Source organism: Pseudogemmobacter bohemicus, from assembly GCF_003290025.1.
GTDB classification, from domain to species: domain Bacteria; phylum Pseudomonadota; class Alphaproteobacteria; order Rhodobacterales; family Rhodobacteraceae; genus Pseudogemmobacter; species Pseudogemmobacter bohemicus.
In genome coordinates this window covers 570,864-586,780 of record NZ_QNHG01000003.1, presented here as the reverse complement: position 1 = coordinate 586,780, position 15,917 = coordinate 570,864, and the positions used below count along the sequence as shown (strand labels likewise).

Genomic DNA, 15,917 nt, shown 5'->3' with positions numbered 1-15,917 from the left:
CAGGGCACGGTCACGGGTGAACAGCCTGCGGGCTTGTTGTGACAACCCTTCGCCTTCCTCGCGCACTGATCACCGAGGCAAAAATTCAGGCGATCCGCGCCGGGCGGACATTCAACGCTCATCTCACTGAGGTGCTGAAAGAGGCAACGGGGGTCCAGTTTGGCGACCACGCCCCCGCTGCCGAGAAGGCTCAACGGATGAACCATTCGGAGTCCGGCGATGCTTGAGGCGCAGTTCACGGCAGGCTTGGCCCGTGCTCAACGTGCGCAGCGTAAGGGCGAAGCTCGGCTTCGGCGCGTTTCGCCAGTACGACCGCGCTGCGCTGCTGGCACTCTGCGCGGCGGAGAATGTCAAGCAACAGCCCGCCGTTTGGATCGCCGGCGGCCATCCCAGCTGGGAGCAGTTGCTGCGGACCATCTACCAGGTTCGATGCAATCTCTTCCACGGCGAAAAGTCGCCCCAGAGCTTCCGTGACCGTTATCTCGTGTTCGCCTCTGATCTTACGTCTGCTCTCGTGCCGATGGATGCGAAGTTGCCTAAACGCATGAGTACGACGTGCAGGGCCTGATCCAGCCTTGCGACCTTCTGGACGACCGCGCGACGACAGTTTCTGCGCAACTTGCGCAGAAACGTCATCATACTTCCTCTGGGTGATATCGACCCACTTCGCCATAAGCTCGGCGCGCTCGATCTCTCCAAGCTCGCGGCGGTGCAGGTTCTCGACGAGGGCGTCGGCCTGTGCTCGGCGGACATAGGCAATCAGGCTGTCATGCGCGGCATTGGCCCGGCACCTATGAGCGCCCCTATCGTCCATTTGGAGACGACACTATGTGTCCTTGGAGGTCCAACGGCACAAATTTGCTTTTTCATGCGGAGAGGCTAATGGCTCAGGAAACGGCCAACGACCAAACGCGCGTCGTCAAAACTCTTGGGAGGCGCCTCGATGATTGCCGCTGAGAGGCGGATGGCCGCTGCTAGGTTTGGGCCTATAACGTTGCTTGTTCCGCTTGAGCCGGCACTCCCTTGTGCCCCCGTCGCACCTGGCCTTCCATCGTTTTCATTCTCTTGTGATCCACCCAGCCCAGTACAGCCACCGCCACCTCGACCTTGCGATCCGCCTGCACCGCCTGCGCCCGGGCTTCCTGCTGCGGTAGCTAGCTGATCGCGGCTAACGAGCCCCACGCCAAAAAGTAGGTCTATTGCGCCTCCGCTGCCTGCGTTGCCCCCGGCTCCCCCATTTCCGCCATCACCACCTGTATGTGCCCCTCGATAGCTCCCGGCGCCACATCTGCCATCGCGGCCGTCCGCGCCGGCAGGTCCTTGGCTCCCGGGCGTACCGTCACCGCCGCCCAGTTCAAACCGGATTGTTGAGGACACCGTGCCGAAGGCAGACAAGACAACCCCACCGTTCACGCCGTCGCCGCCATCTTTCGGCCCTATAGAACGTGACGGGGGCGGTGTAGTGACGCGAACCTGTCCATTTCGGATTTCACGCGCAAAGATGGCTAAGGGACTATCGGCCCGCAAGACGCGCCCCCCTAGATCAATCTCATTCGCTATGATAACGGTCCCGGTCGGCAGCGTGATGTCGTCACCTAGAGTGAGCCGGTTTGCAGTCACGACAGCAGCACTCGGAGCCTTACTTAACAGTACGTCGCCGCAACGGTCCTGATCTTTGACGCGGCAGAAGACGACATCTTCTAGTTTTGGCTTTAAGAGCCCTGATATTGCGGGAATGACACCCGGGATGCCAAAAAATGTCATTAGGCCGGAGAGGAAAACCAGTCCGCCCAGCAGCGCGACAATACGCTTTTTCGTCATCATTCCCCCCGTAAGATACAAGGCTGGCTTCAACTCAAATGTCCAGAGGATTGTATTGTCGCCGTAAGTGGCGATCAAGCACAGCGCACCGAATTAGAATAGCGCAGCCCGCGCCTCAGGGGGTGATGGGTTCGATCAGGGCCCAGCCCTCGTCGGCTATGCCGAAAGACTGCACCGGATAGTGCCGTAGCCGCGCCCCGGCCCCGAGGCCCAGATCCTCGGACCCGCCCAGCCATGCGTCTCGCTCCTCGGCGTTGAGGACCACCGGCATCCGGTCATGCAGATCTGAGACGCAGCCATTGGCGGTGCGCGTCAGGCTGGCGAACCAGCGGCTCGCCAGCCCAGAAAAGAAGGGCGTCTCCTTGTTTCCCGCCGGCAGGATCAAGTTGGGCTGCCTGTCGCTCTTTGGGACGGTCCATTCCTATAGCCCGCCTGCCGGGATCAGGCACCGCCCGCGCCGCCATACGGCGCGGAAGGCGGGCTTGTCCCGCGCTTCCCCGATCCGGGCGTTGAAGGTGGCGGCGTTCCGGTCCTTGACCTCGGCACCATCAAACCATGACGGGATCAGCCACCAGCGGGCGGTGATCGCCGCAAGCGGCTGCCTCGCGAGAACCAGCACCGGGTCGGTCGGCCTGACAGTGAAGCGGCGCGGATCGGGTTGATTTTGAACCGGCTGGTATCCAGCCCCTCGCTCCGCAGATTGGGATCGACAAACCGCCCGCACATGGCCGTCTCTCCGCCACCGGTGTTTCAGGCGCATCATGGCGCGTCAGGCCCGTCGCGCCAGAAGCGCGGGGGAATCTCTGCGGCAATCGGGAGCCTGCTGAATGAAGCCCCCGCTAGGCAGCGCGGGATCAAGGGTAGCGCTACCCCGCGTCGTTGTTACCCGTGTCGTTACCCGGAAACAACGACGCCCCGCTTATGGCGAGGTGTTTGTCGTTTAAGTCTTTGTTTTAATTGGTGGAGCCAAGGAGGATCGAACTCCTGACCTCTTGAATGCCATTCAAGCGCTCTCCCAGCTGAGCTATGGCCCCACCCTGAGGTATCTCAGGCTATCACCTGCGATGCGGCGTTATTTAGTCTGGGCTGCGGGGAGGTGCAAGAGGAAAAAGGCGGCCGGATCCTGAATCGAAATAACCGGGCGTGGCGGCTCTGCACGATGTTATGTGGATCGCATAATGCATGTGTTTCAACTGGTTGATCGGCAGTCCAGTTTCGGCATCACAGGCTGGACCCTCTCGAGAACACAGAAGAACGGCTGGGCCATGTCGCCATGCTGTGCTGGCGGCGATCTTTATCAGGACGCCCATGACCACCGCAGCATCCGGACCCTTTCATGGATAAGTTGACCGCCCGCCGCGAAAGCAGATCAAGAAGCCGGTCGAGGGGAGCGTCACTTGTCCCGGAGACCAAAGCGCCGCGCCACACACAACCAGATCCGGATGCAGACGAAATCGACCGACGGTGGCGCTTTGGGCCTCCGCGTTCCCATTTGTGGCTCCCATGGCCCCAGACAGAAATCCGCTTCCCCTTTGGAATGCCCCGCAGCAAGCCGGGAAGCAAGGGGGTGGATTGCGGAGGAGCTGATGCATACCGGAACCCGCCCGGTCGTCGTTTGGCTGGCGGCGCCTGGCGACCCGGGTTGGGCGTCCACATATTTGAGTCTCACGAAAAGCCGGTGCCCCCGGTGTTGGTTGGCAGCTGCTATGCCGCCCCCCCTGGTCTGGCGGGCGCTGGCAGGATTTCTGCGCCGCGCGATGTAACCATCTTCCAAAGCCGTTGATGAATGAAATATGAACCTCGGCATGAGACATGGTTTTCCCTTCGCGACGCGCGGCATGATTGTGGGGCTGCTCGGCGGGTCATTCGATCCGGCGCATGAGGGGCATGTCCATATCACGCGCGAAGCGATGAAGCGGATGGGGCTGGATCAGGTCTGGTGGCTGGTCTCGCCGGGGAACCCGCTGAAAGCGCGCCAGCCAGCGCCGCTGGAGGTGCGTATGGCGCAGGCGCGCCGTGTGATGCGACATCCGAGGGTGCGGATCACTGATCTGGAGGCGCGGCTGGGCACGCGTTTCACCGCCGATACGATTGCGCGGTTGCAGACGATCTATCCCGGGGTCACCTTCGTCTGGCTGATGGGGGCGGATAACCTGGCCGGGTTCCATCGCTGGGACCGTTGGCGCGGCATCATGGAAGCGGTGCCCGTCGGCGTGCTGGCGCGACCCGGGGCGGGACTGCGGGCGCGGCTGTCTCCGGCGGCGCAGATCTATGGCGGCAACCGGATCGGGCGTGGCGAAAACCTGGCCAGGGCCAGGCCACCGGCCTGGGTCTTCGTAAACCTGCCGATGAATGACGCCTCTTCGAGCGAGATCCGCGCGAAGGGCGGCTGGCATGTGCGGGATGGGGGCGCTGCCCCCGGCTCCTGACGGAGCCTCCCCCGGGATATTTCAGGACAGATGAAAAAAGCCCGGAAGGGTCACGGCACCAGGATATAGCGCGGCTGGTGATCCACCGGAAAGCTGACCGAGCGGGCGATGAAACACACCTCTTTGATGCGGTGATGCAACTGATCGGCGAGCGCCAGATCGGCCCCTTCGCGAAGCGTGATCACCGGTTGCAGCACGGCGCGGATGAACCGCCCTGCCCCGCCTTTGGTGATCTCAGCCTCGCCCAGCGGCTCGTCCTCATAGCCGGTGACCGTAAGGCTGTTTTCCGAGGCATAATGCAGAAACCAGAGCATATGGCAGGCAGAGAGCGCCGAGAGGAGCAGGTCTTCGGGGTTCATCTTTGCCGGATCACCGCCAAGAAGCGGGTCGTTCGAGCAATGGATCGGGGCCTTGCCGGCCACCGCTACATCCCAGGTGCGGGCATAGGCTTTGTAATGCACCGTGCCCTCGCCGGTATTGCCGGTCCAGACCACGCGGGAGGTGTAGGTATGGGGCATGATGAGCCTTTCGTGTCAGAGAAGATCCGGGCTCGCCGGGCGCCGCCGGATCCGGGCGTCAGTCGGGAAATCCCTCGGCGCCCCGGCGCTTATCGTATGAGTTCCGTCGCTCCTGGTCCTGCTCCCGAAGCCGGCGACCTTCGGCGGCGACCTGGTCCTGGATGGCACGCAGCGCGCCGCCTTCATCCAGAAACTCGGAAAGAATTTCCAGCTCCTGTTCCTGGTCACGGTCGGTGGTCAGCGCCTGACGCAGGGCAAGAGCGCGCAAATCGGTCATCCTTAACAGAAAGGGGGGCTGCAGGGGAAACTCATCAGCTCGTAATCCGGCAGCCCCTGGCTTTGTGCGCTGGCACCATTCCCGGCCTTTTGCCCCCTGACGATCAGGGCGTCCATAAATTTCTCTCCGGTCATGCCGGACAGTTCTGACGGCATCCCCATATTTTGCTGTGCCCAATAGACATGCAGCGGGGCGCCCGGCGCTATCGGGATGCCGGGCCGGACGAAAAGAACATCCGATGCAGTCTCAGGCTCTACAGAAAACAGGGCCACGGGACGGCGGGATTTCTCGCGCGGGACGAGACGGTAATCCTTCAGCTCCCCCATAACCACCGCATCGGCATCGAGGATCAGCGGCAGGTTGCTCGGGAAATATCCGGTCGGTGGTGGCATGCAACTCCAGGCCGGGACCGGCATCAGCAAGAGCAGAGCGCCAAGCGCCACTGAACGCGTCTTCATCATCGCGTTCGCCCCTCCTCCCAAATGGTTTCCAGAGGATAGGGAGCCGTGCGGATCAGGACAATCCCGCCCCTCAGCGCCCCTTCCAGACCGGGTCGCGTTTCTCGGCAAAGGCTTTCGCACCTTCCAGCTGGTCTTCCGATGAGTAAAGCCTGTCCACCGTCGGCATCAGCCGTTTGGTGATGCGGTTCAGCGCGTCCTGGAAGCGCATATTCTCGGCCTCCCGCACCACTTCCTTGATCGCGGCATAGACCAGCGGCGGGCCGGATTCCAGCAGCCGCGCCAGATCCCAGGCTTTGGGCAAAAGCTCATCCGGCTCGCAGATCTCCTTGATCAGACCCCAGCGGAAGGCCTCTTCGGCGTCGAACCAGCGGCCCGTCAGCAAAAGGTCCATCGCGACATGGTAAGGGATGCGTTTCGGCAGCTTGATCGAGGCCGCATCCGCCACCGTGCCCGAGCGGATCTCGGGCAGCGCGAAGGTCGCCTTTGTCGAGCACAGGATCAGATCTGCCGAGAGCGCCAGCTCCAGCCCGCCGCCGCAGCAGATACCCTGAACGGCGACGATCACCGGCTTGTTGAGGTTCGGCAGTTCCTGGAGACCGCCAAAACCGCCGACGCCGTAATCGCCATCGACCGCATCGCCTTCGGCCGCCGCCTTCAGATCCCAGCCGGGGCAGAAGAATTTCTCACCTTCGGAGCGCAGGATGCAGATGCGCAAACTGTCATCATCGCGGAAATCGCGGAAGACCAGCCCCATGACGCGGCTTGTCTTCAGGCTGATCGCATTGGCCTTGGGGACGTCCAGCGTCACCTCAAGGATCGCGCCCTCGCGCCGGGTTTTCACCGGGCCTTCTACCCGCATCTGCATCTCGGCCATCATTCCCTCCGCACCAGAGCATCCACCGCCACCGCGCCCGTTTCGCGCAAAAGCACCGGATTGATTTCGATTTCTTCCAGACTGTCATCCGCCGCCATCAGCGCACCCAGCCGCGCGGCAATCGCGGCCAGCGTCGCCACATCCGCGCGCGGCCGCCCGCGATATCCGTCGAGCAGTGGCCAAAGGCGCAACCGGCGCAATGCCGCGAGAATCTCGGCCTCGCCCGCCGGCCAGACCAGCGTGACGGTATCGGCCAGCAATTCCGCCGTGACCCCCCCCATGCCCAGCGTCAGCGTCACCCCGTAAACAGGGTCACGCCTGAGCCCGAGCAGCATTTCCGCGACAATGCCGGTCACCATCTCTTCGGCCAGATAGCCGGTCGCGCCCGGCATCTCTGCCTGGCCGTCCAGCGAGGCAAGGCCAAGACGCACCGCCCCGGCCTCGGTCTTATGCGCGAAACCAAGGCCTTTCAGCGCGATGGGCGCCGTCAGGTCTACGGCTTTCGCCTGCACCTCGGCGAGCGTTGCGCCGTTCACCGCGCGCGGCACCGCGACGCCGGCGCCCGCAAGCAGCGCCTTGCCCTCGGCCTCGCTCAGCAACCGGGTCTCGCGCGGGGGCAGCGCCGCCACCGGTGCCCATCCCGGCGCACCGGCAGGGGTCTGCGCCGCGCGGATCGCCGCCAGCGCGGTCTCGAAACCAAGAAGCGTGCAGACGCCCTGCTCCATCAGCCCCTGCACCCGCGCCTCGCCGAAATTCTCGGAGATCGAGACAACGGGGAAGGCCGGTTTCCCGGTCGCCGCCTGCGCCGCGACGATGGACCCAAGTGCCGGAAAATAGCTCGACGGATCGCAACGGTCGTCACGGGGCATGTCGATCACATAAATGCCGGCATCATAGGGCTCCAGCATGGCGGTAAAGACTTCGGTGGTCTTTACCAGATCGCCCCAGATGAATGTATTGTAATCCAGTGGGTTGGCGATGGTGACAATCGGGCCAAGCGTCGCGGCGAGCCGCGCGCGGCTGGCCTCTGGCACCGGCGGAAAGTCAAGCCCGTAAGGCTCGGCAAGATCCGCCGCCATCCCGGCCTCGCCCCCCGAACAGGAAAGCGAACAGAGCTTTGTCCCAAGGCGCGGCCCGTGCAGATGGAAGATCTTCAGCGTCTCGATCAGCTCGGACGGGCTGTTGACCTCGGCAATGCCAAGCCGGGCAAGGAAGGCAGAAGAGGCCGCCCCCCCCCCCGCCAGCGAGGCGGTATGCGAGGCGGCGGCCGTGCGCGAGGCCTCGGTCTTGCCGGATTTGATCGCGACAACGCCCTTGCCCATCAAGACCGCCCGGTCGGCAAGACGCGCAAAGGCCGGCGCGTCGTCGATCCCCTCGATATAGAGACCGATTGCGGTGACGCGCGGATCCTCCAGCAAGGCGCCGGCCAGCTCCGCCAGCCCGACAACGGCGGCGTTGCCCAGACAGGCGACATAGGCGATCGGCAATCCCCGCTGCTGCATGCCCAGATTGACCACAATATTCGAGGACTGGCTGAGAAGCGCTACCCCCTTGTCGACCCGAACCCCGCCATGCTGATCGGGCCAGAGGAGCGCGCCGTCGAGGTAATTGATCACCCCGTAGCAATTCGGGCCGAGGATCGGCATATCGCCTGCGGCATCGACCAGTTTCCGCTGCAATTCCGGCTCGCCCGCTTCGGTCCAGCCGGCGGCGAAACAGATGGCGCCGCCCGCCCCGCGCGCCCGGAGGTCGCGGGTGACATCAATCGTCGCGAACCGGTTCACGCCGATAAAGGTCGCATCGGGGGCTTCGGGAAGATCCGCTATCGAAGCATAGGCCTTAAGGCCACCGATCTCCGGCTTGCTGGGATGGATCGGCCAGACCGGACCGTCAAAACCCATCTTGCGGGTCTGATCGATCACATTAACCGCCCAACCCGCGCCGAGCACCGCGATATGACGGGGGCGTAACAACCGGTCGAGGCGGTTCATATCGCGCATTCCGGCGACTGCCCGGCAAGGGGGGCTGTCTGCCCCCCACGGCGCCGCAAAGCGGCGCCTCCCCCCGAGGATATTTTCAGACAGATGAAAGGGGCGCGGCGGTCCCCTGCCCCGACAATGCAGAGCAGGGTTTCACCTGTCGCGGTCATCGGCGTCCCCGCCTGTACCGCTGGATCAGCATTGCGAAGAGTGATTAACATTTGGTTTTCATCTGTCTCTAAATATCCCGGAGGTCCGGAGGCAGCGCCTCCGGGAGCGGCCAGAGGCGGCTCAGTCTGTATTGGTCGCGGCGACACGATCCACATGGCCCAGATCGCGATCCGGCCAGACATGATCCCGCACCAGCTTTTTCAGCTGTTTCGAATCCGGGAAGCCGCCCTGTTCCTTGCGGTCCCAGACCAGCGCGCCGTCGAGCTCAACACGGAACACGCCGCCCGTCGCCGGAACCAGCGTCACCTCGCCGAGGTCCTGTCCGAAGGTGGACAGCAGTTCCTGCGCCATCCAGGCCGTGCGCAGCATCCAGTTGCATTGCGTGCAATAGGTGAAGCGGATTTTCGGGCCTGGTGCCTTTTCCACTGGGCTTTCCATTCAGCCGCCCACCGCGCGCAGCAGCTCGCGCGAGATGATGTGGCGCTGGATCTCCGAGGTGCCTTCCCAGATCCGCTCGACCCGGGCATCGCGCCAGATCCGTTCCAGCGGCAGCTCATCCATCAGCCCCATGCCGCCATGGATCTGGATCGCCTCATCCGCCACCATCGCCAGCACTTCGGTCGCCTTCAGCTTGGCCATCGACATATCGGCCTCGGTGACCGTGCCCTGGTCATATTTCCAGGCGGCCTCGCGCGTCAGCAGTTCCGCCGCCTTCAGCTCCATCGCCATATCGGCGAGCTTAAAGCTCACGCCCTGGAATTTGCCGATCTGCTGGCCGAACTGTTTGCGTTCGGCCGAATAGGAGAGCGCATGATCCAGCGCCCGCTCCGCCCGACCGAGGCAGGTAGAGGCCACCTGGAGACGCGTCGCGCCAAGCCATGAATTCGCGACCTCAAAGCCCTTATGCGCCTCGCCGAGCACCTGGCGCTTGTTCACCCGGCAATCGTCGAATTCCAGCACCGCATTGGTGTAGCCGCGGTGGCTCACGTTGCGGTAGCCCTCGCGCACATTGAACCCGGGCGTGCCTTTATCGACGAAAAACGCGGTGATCCGCTTTTTCGGGCCGCGTGACGTCTCCTCTTCACCGGTCGCCATGAAGACAATCGTGAACCCCGCCAGATCGGCGTGAGAGATGAAATGCTTGGTCCCGTTCAGGATCCAGTCATCGCCATCCTCGCGCGCCGAAGCCTTCATACCGCGCAGATCAGAGCCCGCGCCGGGCTCGGTCATGGCAAGGCAATCCCAGGTCTCACCCCGGATACAGGGCATCAGATATTGCTCGCGCTGCTCGGCATTCCCGGCGAGCAGAATATTCGAGGGCCGCGCCACGCAGGTCCAGTGCAGCGCGTAATTGGCGCGCCCGAGCTCTTTCTCGTAAAGCAGCCAGGACAGGGTATCGAGGCCCGCACCGCCAACCTCCACCGGCATATTCGCCGCATAAAGCCCGGCCTCAATCGCCTTCTTCTGGATCTCGCGGATCAGCTCCAGCGGCAAGACGCCCGAGCGCTCCACCTCCGCCTCATGCGGGTAAAGCTCGTTCTCGACGAAGGCGCGCGTCGTCTCGACGATCATCTGCTGTTCTTCGCTCAGCCCGAAATCCATCGCCTCAACCCTTCTTCTGGCCAATGGCGCGGCCGGCGCCTTCGGGCAAAGGCAGCCCGGCCTGGGCATCCATCACCGCTTTCAGCTTCGCCCAGACCTCAGGCGCCGCTGGCACAGTCTTGCCGGCCTTCATATCGACATGGAGGCAAAGCTGCTCGACGGTCGCCACCAGCTCATCGCCCTTCATGATCCGCACGAAGGACCGGAAGCGCTTCTCATCGGCCGAGATGATCTGCATCGTGCCCGTCAGCCGGTCGCCGAGCTTCGCCTCGCCCAGATGCCGGATATGGGTCTCGGCGGAGTAATAGCTGTGGCCCGCCTCGACATAATCCATCCCCGCCCCAATCAGCCGCAGGAAGGCGTCCGCCACTTCCGAATTGCAGAAGTAATAGCGGCTCTCGGTCATATGGCCGTTATAGTCGATCCAGCCCGGCAGAACCTGCATATGTGACAGCACAAGCGGCGCGGCTTTCGGAGCCTGATCGGTATCGGCGTGAAAGGCCGCCGCGCGGCGCTCATCGTGTTCACGCAAGACCTTGCCCGCGCCCCAGTTGCGTTCTTTCAGCGCGCGCAGGAAGCCGACGAGATTCTGGTCGCGGATCCGCTCCAGTTCGCGGATGCCATACATCCCCGATTGCGCATCGGATTGCGACGAGACCAGTTCCACCAGCTCATCATTGAATTCCGGCACATCCATCAGCTTGGTCCAGGGCCATTTCAGGGCCGGGCCGAATTGCGCCATGAAATGCTTCATGCCCGCCTCTCCGCCCGCGATGCGATAGGTCTCGAAAAGCCCCATCTGCCCCCAACGCAGGCCAAAGCCCATGCGGATCGCCTCGTCGATCTCCTCGGTGGTGGCAACACCGTCTTTCAGCATCCAGAGCGCCTCGCGCCACACCGCCTCCAGGAAGCGGTTGCCGAGGAAGGCGTCGATCTCCTTGCGGATCACCAGCGGGAACATCCCGATGTCTTTCATAATCTGCACGGTCTTCTCAATCGTCTCGGGCGTGTTCTTCCCTGACCCCGAGACCTCCGACAAAGGCAGCAAATACACAGGGTTGAACGGATGGGCGACGATGATGTTTTCCGGTGCCGGGCTGCCGATCTGCAGATCAGACGCCTTGAAGCCCGAGGTCGAAGACCCGATCAGCACGCCCGGATTGGCCTGTTGCAGCTGCGCATAGACCTTGTGCTTCAGCTCGATGCGCTCAGAGACCGACTCCTGCACATATTCCGCGCCTTCCACGGCTTCCGCCATGGTCCCCGCGAAGCTCAGGCGTCCCTCCGGCGGCATCGGCACATCGGAAAGCGCAGGCAAAGCCAGCCGCGCATTCGACAGCACCGCATTGATCTTGCGCTCCGCCTCCGGATCGGGGTCGAACACCGCCACATCCCAGCCATTCAGCAGGAACCGCGCGGCCCAGCCGCCGCCGATCACGCCGCCACCGATAATCGCCGCCTTACGCGTCATGCCGCGCATCCTTCCCTGGTCCCGGCCCATTCATCTGAGATGAGCCTTTTCATCTGTCTCTAAATATCCCCGCCGGAGGCTTCTGCCGCCGGCCAGCGGCTCCTCACTTCGGCAAAGGCGCCCGCTTCTCCAGCTTCAGCCGCGTCCGCACTTCGGCAGGCGTGATCACCCGCGCACCGAGGTTTTCAATGATGGTCACCGCGCGGTCCACCAGCTGCGCATTGGTCGCCAGCACGCCCTTGTCGAGCCAGAGATTATCCTCAAGCCCGACCCGCACATTGCCCCCCGCCAGCACCGAGGCCGCGACATAGGCCATCTGGTTGCGCCCAAGCGCGAAAGCCGACCAGTGCCAGGACTTCGGCACATTGTTCACCATCGCGAGGAAGGTGTTCAGATCATCCGGCGCGCCCCACGGCACGCCCATGCACAGCTGCACCAGCACCGGATCAGGGATAATCCCCTCATCCGCCAGAGACTTGGCAAGCCACAGATGGCCGGTGTCAAACGCCTCGATCTCGATCCGCGTGCCAGACGCCACCATGCGTTTCGCCATATCGCGCAGCATGCCGGGCGTATTGACCATCACATAATCGGCCTCATTGAAATTCATCGTGCCGCAATCCAGCGTGCAGATCTCGGGCCGGCATTCGACCACATGCGCCACCCGCTCGGCCGCGCCCGCCATATCGGAATGTGCCGCCATCCGGCCCATATTCTCGGTGCCGTCGAACATCAGATCGCCGCCCATGCCGGCGGTCAGGTTCAGCACCACATCGGTGCCGGAATCGCGGATGCGCTCGGTCACTTCGCGATACAGCGCCGGGTCGCGCGCCGGTTTGCCGGTTTCCGGATCCCTCACATGGCAATGAACCACCGCAGCCCCGGCCTTTGCCGCATCAATCGCCGACGTCGCGATCTGCTCGGGCGAGCGCGGCACATGAGGGCTACGGTCCTGGGTGCCTCCCGATCCGGTCACGGCACAGGTGATGAAAACCTCGCGATTCATGGTCAGCGGCATGGGGGACTCTTTCATTTAGCATTGGGCCTGTCGGGCCTGAGATTATCTGGCTTGTTTGATCGCGCTTTGCAATTTACGAAATTTCCATGACGGAAAACGCAATCTTCGCACCGGCCCGTGGCCCGCTGACCATCGCGCTCCTCGTGCTGCCCCAGGCATCGATCCTCGAAGTCGCCTCGGCGCTGGACCCATTGCGCAATGCAAATCGCCAGCTCGGGCATGAGGCGTTTCACTGGCGCGTCGTCTCGCCCGATGGCCAGCCGGTGCCGCTGACCTGCGGCATCCTGCTGCCCTCGGACGGGCCGCCCGGCCATGCGGTCGGCGCGGATCTGCTGATCGTGATTTCGGGCTACCGGCTGGACGAGGTCGCCACCCGCCCGCTGATCCGCGAGCTGACCCGCATCGCGCCGCGCTTTCAGCTGGTCGGCGGCGTTGACTCGGCTCCCTGGGTGCTGGCCCGGGCGGGGCTGTTGAACGGCTACCGCGCCACCGTGCATTGGGAGGAACTGGAAGACCTCGCCACCCGCCACCCACAGGTCGAAGTGGTGCCGGACCGTTTCGTAATCGACCGCAACCGCGTTACGATCGGCGGCGCGGCTCCGGCGCAGGATTTCATGCTGCATCTGATCCGGGCGCGACACGGCGCCGGTCTCGCGCGGCAGGTGGCGAATTCCTTCCTCACCGATGCCCGCCCCGGCCATGAGCCGCAAATCGCGCCGCCGCGCCGTGACCCCTTGCTGGATCCCCGCGTCACGGCCGCCGTGCGGCGGATGGAAGAGCGTATCGACCAGCCCGAATCCACCGCCGAGACCGCCCGCGCTGTCGGTCTCTCGCCCCGCCGGCTGGAGATGCTGTTTCGCGAGAGCCTCGGCACCACCCCCGCCGCCTGGGCGCTGACCCTGCGCCTCCAGGCCGCACGCCGGATATTGACCGATACCAGCCATCCCCTCGCGGAAGTCGCTGAGCGCACAGGGTTTTCCGGACCCGCCACGCTGTCGCGCGCCTTCCGCCGCGCCTGGGGAGAGCCGCCGGGCGCCCTGCGGAAACCACGCAAAACGACTGGATAAAGGTCTGAAAACGGCATTTCAGATTTCTCTTGCGTCACGCCTTTGACCGGCGTATCTCCGGCGGTGGGACACCTCTCCCCAACGAGGGACAGGGTTCATGAGGATTTTTTCCTTTCTTTTCCTGCAGTTGATTTTTTGATCTTCGGATTTTGTGCGGATTTTGTGCGGAATATCGCATCCGTCACCGTCAGGTCCGAAATCGCATGGGCATAGGTCCGCAGGACCACCGTGGCATCCTTCCAACCGCCGCGCGCCGCCACCGTCTTCACATCGACACCGGCCCGCAGGAGCAGCGTGGCGAAGCCATGACGGCAGCAATGCGGGCTGCGGTATGGCAGCTCGGCCCGCTCCACAGCCTTCTTCCACGGCTGCCAGACACTGTCCCGGCGCTCATAGCCGAAAACCAGTTCATCGGGCTTCCGGTTGCTCGGGATCGCCTCCAGCGCGGCAACCACCGCAGCGGCCAGATGGACCACATGCTCTTCATTGTTCTTCCGTGACAGCGGGACATTCGCCTCGCGGGCGGTCAGATCCACCCCGCCCCAGGTCAGCGCCACCGCCTGCCCTGCCCGCGCCCCGGTGCCCAGCATGAAGGTGCAGAGCGCGCCCAGATGAGGCGAGGCATGAGCGCTGAACGCCTCGGCCCATTCGGGGTCTACGATTTCCTTGACCTTCACCTCGACCGGGAAGCGCTTGACCCTGACCGGCTGGCACCAGTTCAGGCCCGCTGCGTGGTTGATGATCGCCTGTGTCGGCACAATCACCTGACGATTGCGGGTGGCACCCTTGGCGGTCGGATAGAGCTTGAATGCCGACTGCCTGATGCCCTCACCGGTAATCTCTCGCAGCAGGGTATCCTTCCAATGCGCCGCGATCTGGGCAATGAACCGGTCCGGCTTCTCAGCCTCCAGATAGGCCAGCGCCGCCTGGGCAAAGGTTACGTGGGCGTGCGGCCCGTCGAGGTGGCGCTTCCATTCCGCCGCTTCGAGCTCTGCGGCGATCCTTTGGGCAATCCCTTTGTCAGTCGCTTTTGTAGTTCCTCGTAATTCCCGGCCGGCGACTGTGCCCCGGTAATGCCAGATCCGACCCCGCTTGTAGGTTGTGAGCGACATTCCAGCGCCTCCATAAAGGCTGCGACATGATGGGGCAGCATTACTTTAGTTTTTCCGAGCTTGCAGTAAGTCCCGAGTTCTTTGATCTTGTCGTCAACCGCCCGCTCCGACATACGCAAATGCGCCGCCAATTCGGCGGGAAGCACATGCGCAGGAAGGAGCGGGTTCGGCAGCATCAGTCAGGCATTCATCATCTTGTTTCGGTTTGCATTTTTCTAAAAATACGGAATTTCGCATTTCCAGATATAGAAACTCACAGGGATATAATCGGCTGTCTTAGTGAAAATCCAAAGCACCTGATTTTGGTTTTCCACATGAATCAGGCAGCGGCATCCTTTTCTGGCCAGTAGCGCTTGGGCGGATATTCAAAAACACCCGCGCGCTCGACATGAAGCTCACCTTGCTTGATGAGCGTCATGCCAGTCGGAGTCGCATCATCTGCGAGATAGAGATCCCGGCGCCAGATACGTTCCTCTTTGGTTTCCTTGACGGTCACATCAATAGTGATGAAATCCACATGGCCAACAGGGATCGGGAATTTGACCGATTTTATGATCATGGCTCAGGTGCCTTCCGTGGAGGCCGCCGGGTTCGGCAGGGGCAGACGATCCTTTGCCGCCATCTCGGCCTTAATCTGCACTTCCAGCATGCGGATCAAAGCCTTCTTCAGGATCGTGGCGAGGTTCACCGTCGTGAAAATGGGCGTCTCTGAGTAGCTCTCAACGATCCGACCGTTCACCATCGCCTCGATCTCGCCAACCGTTGCGGCGATCTCACCAGTCCATTCACCCGCATCGTCGCGCCAGAAGAACAGGAAGCGCTCACGCTTAAAGGTTTCCTCGTCGAAGTAAGGCGTCCCCTCCTCATCCTTGATCCACTCATCCATGATGGCTTTGCCAGCCAACGCACATCCGATCTGCGCAAGGTCATCGTCTTTCACTGCGCGCTTGAGTGCGGCATGAACGGCGATCACCAGCGTCTCGAAGTCAGTGTAGCGCTTCCACCCTCCGGCCCGTTCGAAGCCATAGACGCCCAGCTTTTCGCGGGTTCGGATGGTTTCACGCTGTTCGCCTGCCACTTCCGCGACCTGACTGACCAGCATGGGACGAAAGCGCAT

15 protein-coding genes, 1 tRNA gene and 1 pseudogene are annotated in these 15,917 nt (G+C 63.0%); 3 read left to right on the top strand and 14 right to left on the bottom strand.

What is annotated here, in order from left to right; genetic code table 11:
* The first annotated feature begins 253 nt into the window (after positions 1-253).
* Positions 254-568 carry a hypothetical protein gene (locus DRF71_RS17715; RefSeq protein WP_112311855.1) on the top strand — a complete coding sequence of 105 codons (315 nt, stop codon included), beginning with the start codon at positions 254-256 and terminating at the stop codon, positions 566-568.
* A gap of 1,368 nt (positions 569-1,936) precedes the next feature.
* Here DRF71_RS17715 and DRF71_RS17705 read toward each other — a convergent pair.
* Both DRF71_RS17705 and DRF71_RS17700 read right to left on the bottom strand, forming a co-directional pair.
* A pseudogene (locus DRF71_RS17705) lies at positions 1,937-2,581 on the bottom strand (SOS response-associated peptidase).
* A 198-nt stretch (positions 2,582-2,779) separates the two neighbouring features.
* Positions 2,780-2,855, bottom strand: a tRNA-Ala gene (locus DRF71_RS17700).
* Between the two features lie 771 nt (positions 2,856-3,626).
* On the opposite strand from DRF71_RS17700, the gene DRF71_RS17695 reads away from it, so the two are divergent.
* Positions 3,627-4,250, top strand: a complete 624-nt coding sequence (locus DRF71_RS17695; RefSeq protein WP_112312141.1) for a nicotinate-nucleotide adenylyltransferase — start codon at positions 3,627-3,629, stop codon at positions 4,248-4,250.
* 50 nt (positions 4,251-4,300) lie between these two features.
* On the opposite strand, the gene DRF71_RS17690 is transcribed toward DRF71_RS17695, so the two are convergent.
* The 9 genes from DRF71_RS17690 to DRF71_RS17650 all read right to left on the bottom strand — a co-directional run bounded on the left by DRF71_RS17690 (position 4,301) and on the right by DRF71_RS17650 (position 12,621).
* Positions 4,301-4,768 carry an OsmC family protein gene (locus DRF71_RS17690; RefSeq protein WP_112311853.1) on the bottom strand — a complete coding sequence of 156 codons (468 nt, stop codon included), beginning with the start codon at positions 4,766-4,768 and terminating at the stop codon, positions 4,301-4,303.
* Between the two features lie 58 nt (positions 4,769-4,826).
* Entirely contained in the window at positions 4,827-5,036 is a 210-nt protein-coding gene (locus tag DRF71_RS17685) for a hypothetical protein (RefSeq protein WP_157971145.1), read from the bottom strand.
* 11 nt (positions 5,037-5,047) lie between these two features.
* Positions 5,048-5,503 (bottom strand): hypothetical protein, encoded by a 456-nt coding sequence (locus DRF71_RS17680; protein WP_157971144.1) that lies wholly within the window; start codon positions 5,501-5,503, stop codon positions 5,048-5,050.
* A 73-nt stretch (positions 5,504-5,576) separates the two neighbouring features.
* Positions 5,577-6,380: a carnitinyl-CoA dehydratase gene (locus tag DRF71_RS17675; protein ID WP_198672252.1), complete on the bottom strand. Its 804-nt coding sequence runs from the start codon at positions 6,378-6,380 to the stop codon at positions 5,577-5,579.
* Positions 6,380-8,371 (bottom strand): acetate--CoA ligase family protein, encoded by a 1,992-nt coding sequence (locus DRF71_RS17670; protein WP_112312139.1) that lies wholly within the window; start codon positions 8,369-8,371, stop codon positions 6,380-6,382. The genes DRF71_RS17675 and DRF71_RS17670 overlap by 1 nt, the downstream gene beginning before the upstream one ends.
* Positions 8,372-8,650: 279 nt before the next feature.
* A complete protein-coding gene (locus tag DRF71_RS17665; protein ID WP_112311850.1) occupies positions 8,651-8,968 on the bottom strand; it encodes a SelT/SelW/SelH family protein in 318 nt (105 codons plus the stop codon).
* Entirely contained in the window at positions 8,969-10,132 is a 1,164-nt protein-coding gene (locus tag DRF71_RS17660; protein WP_112311849.1) for an acyl-CoA dehydrogenase family protein, read from the bottom strand. It abuts the gene before it with no gap.
* Between the two features lie 4 nt (positions 10,133-10,136).
* Positions 10,137-11,603: a carnitine 3-dehydrogenase gene (locus tag DRF71_RS17655; protein ID WP_112312138.1), complete on the bottom strand. Its 1,467-nt coding sequence runs from the start codon at positions 11,601-11,603 to the stop codon at positions 10,137-10,139.
* A gap of 103 nt (positions 11,604-11,706) precedes the next feature.
* Complete coding sequence (locus tag DRF71_RS17650) at positions 11,707-12,621, bottom strand: BKACE family enzyme (RefSeq protein WP_112311848.1); 915 nt, start codon at positions 12,619-12,621, stop codon at positions 11,707-11,709.
* 86 nt (positions 12,622-12,707) lie between these two features.
* Here DRF71_RS17650 and DRF71_RS17645 point away from each other — a divergent pair, with 86 nt between their 5' ends.
* On the top strand, positions 12,708-13,688 hold the full coding sequence (locus tag DRF71_RS17645) for a GlxA family transcriptional regulator (RefSeq protein ID WP_112311847.1): 981 nt from the start codon (positions 12,708-12,710) through the stop codon (positions 13,686-13,688).
* A gap of 95 nt (positions 13,689-13,783) precedes the next feature.
* Here DRF71_RS17645 and DRF71_RS17640 read toward each other — a convergent pair whose 3' ends face one another.
* The 3 genes from DRF71_RS17640 to DRF71_RS17630 form a co-directional block, all read right to left on the bottom strand.
* The gene (locus tag DRF71_RS17640) at positions 13,784-14,800 is read right to left on the bottom strand and encodes a site-specific integrase (RefSeq protein ID WP_112311846.1); all 1,017 of its coding nucleotides are present in this window, start codon (positions 14,798-14,800) and stop codon (positions 13,784-13,786) included.
* 319 nt (positions 14,801-15,119) lie between these two features.
* A complete protein-coding gene (locus DRF71_RS17635; protein WP_112311845.1) occupies positions 15,120-15,359 on the bottom strand; it encodes a hypothetical protein in 240 nt (79 codons plus the stop codon).
* Between the two features lie 3 nt (positions 15,360-15,362).
* Positions 15,363-15,902 (bottom strand): hypothetical protein, encoded by a 540-nt coding sequence (locus DRF71_RS17630; RefSeq protein ID WP_112311844.1) that lies wholly within the window; start codon positions 15,900-15,902, stop codon positions 15,363-15,365.
* Positions 15,903-15,917 lie beyond the last annotated feature (15 nt).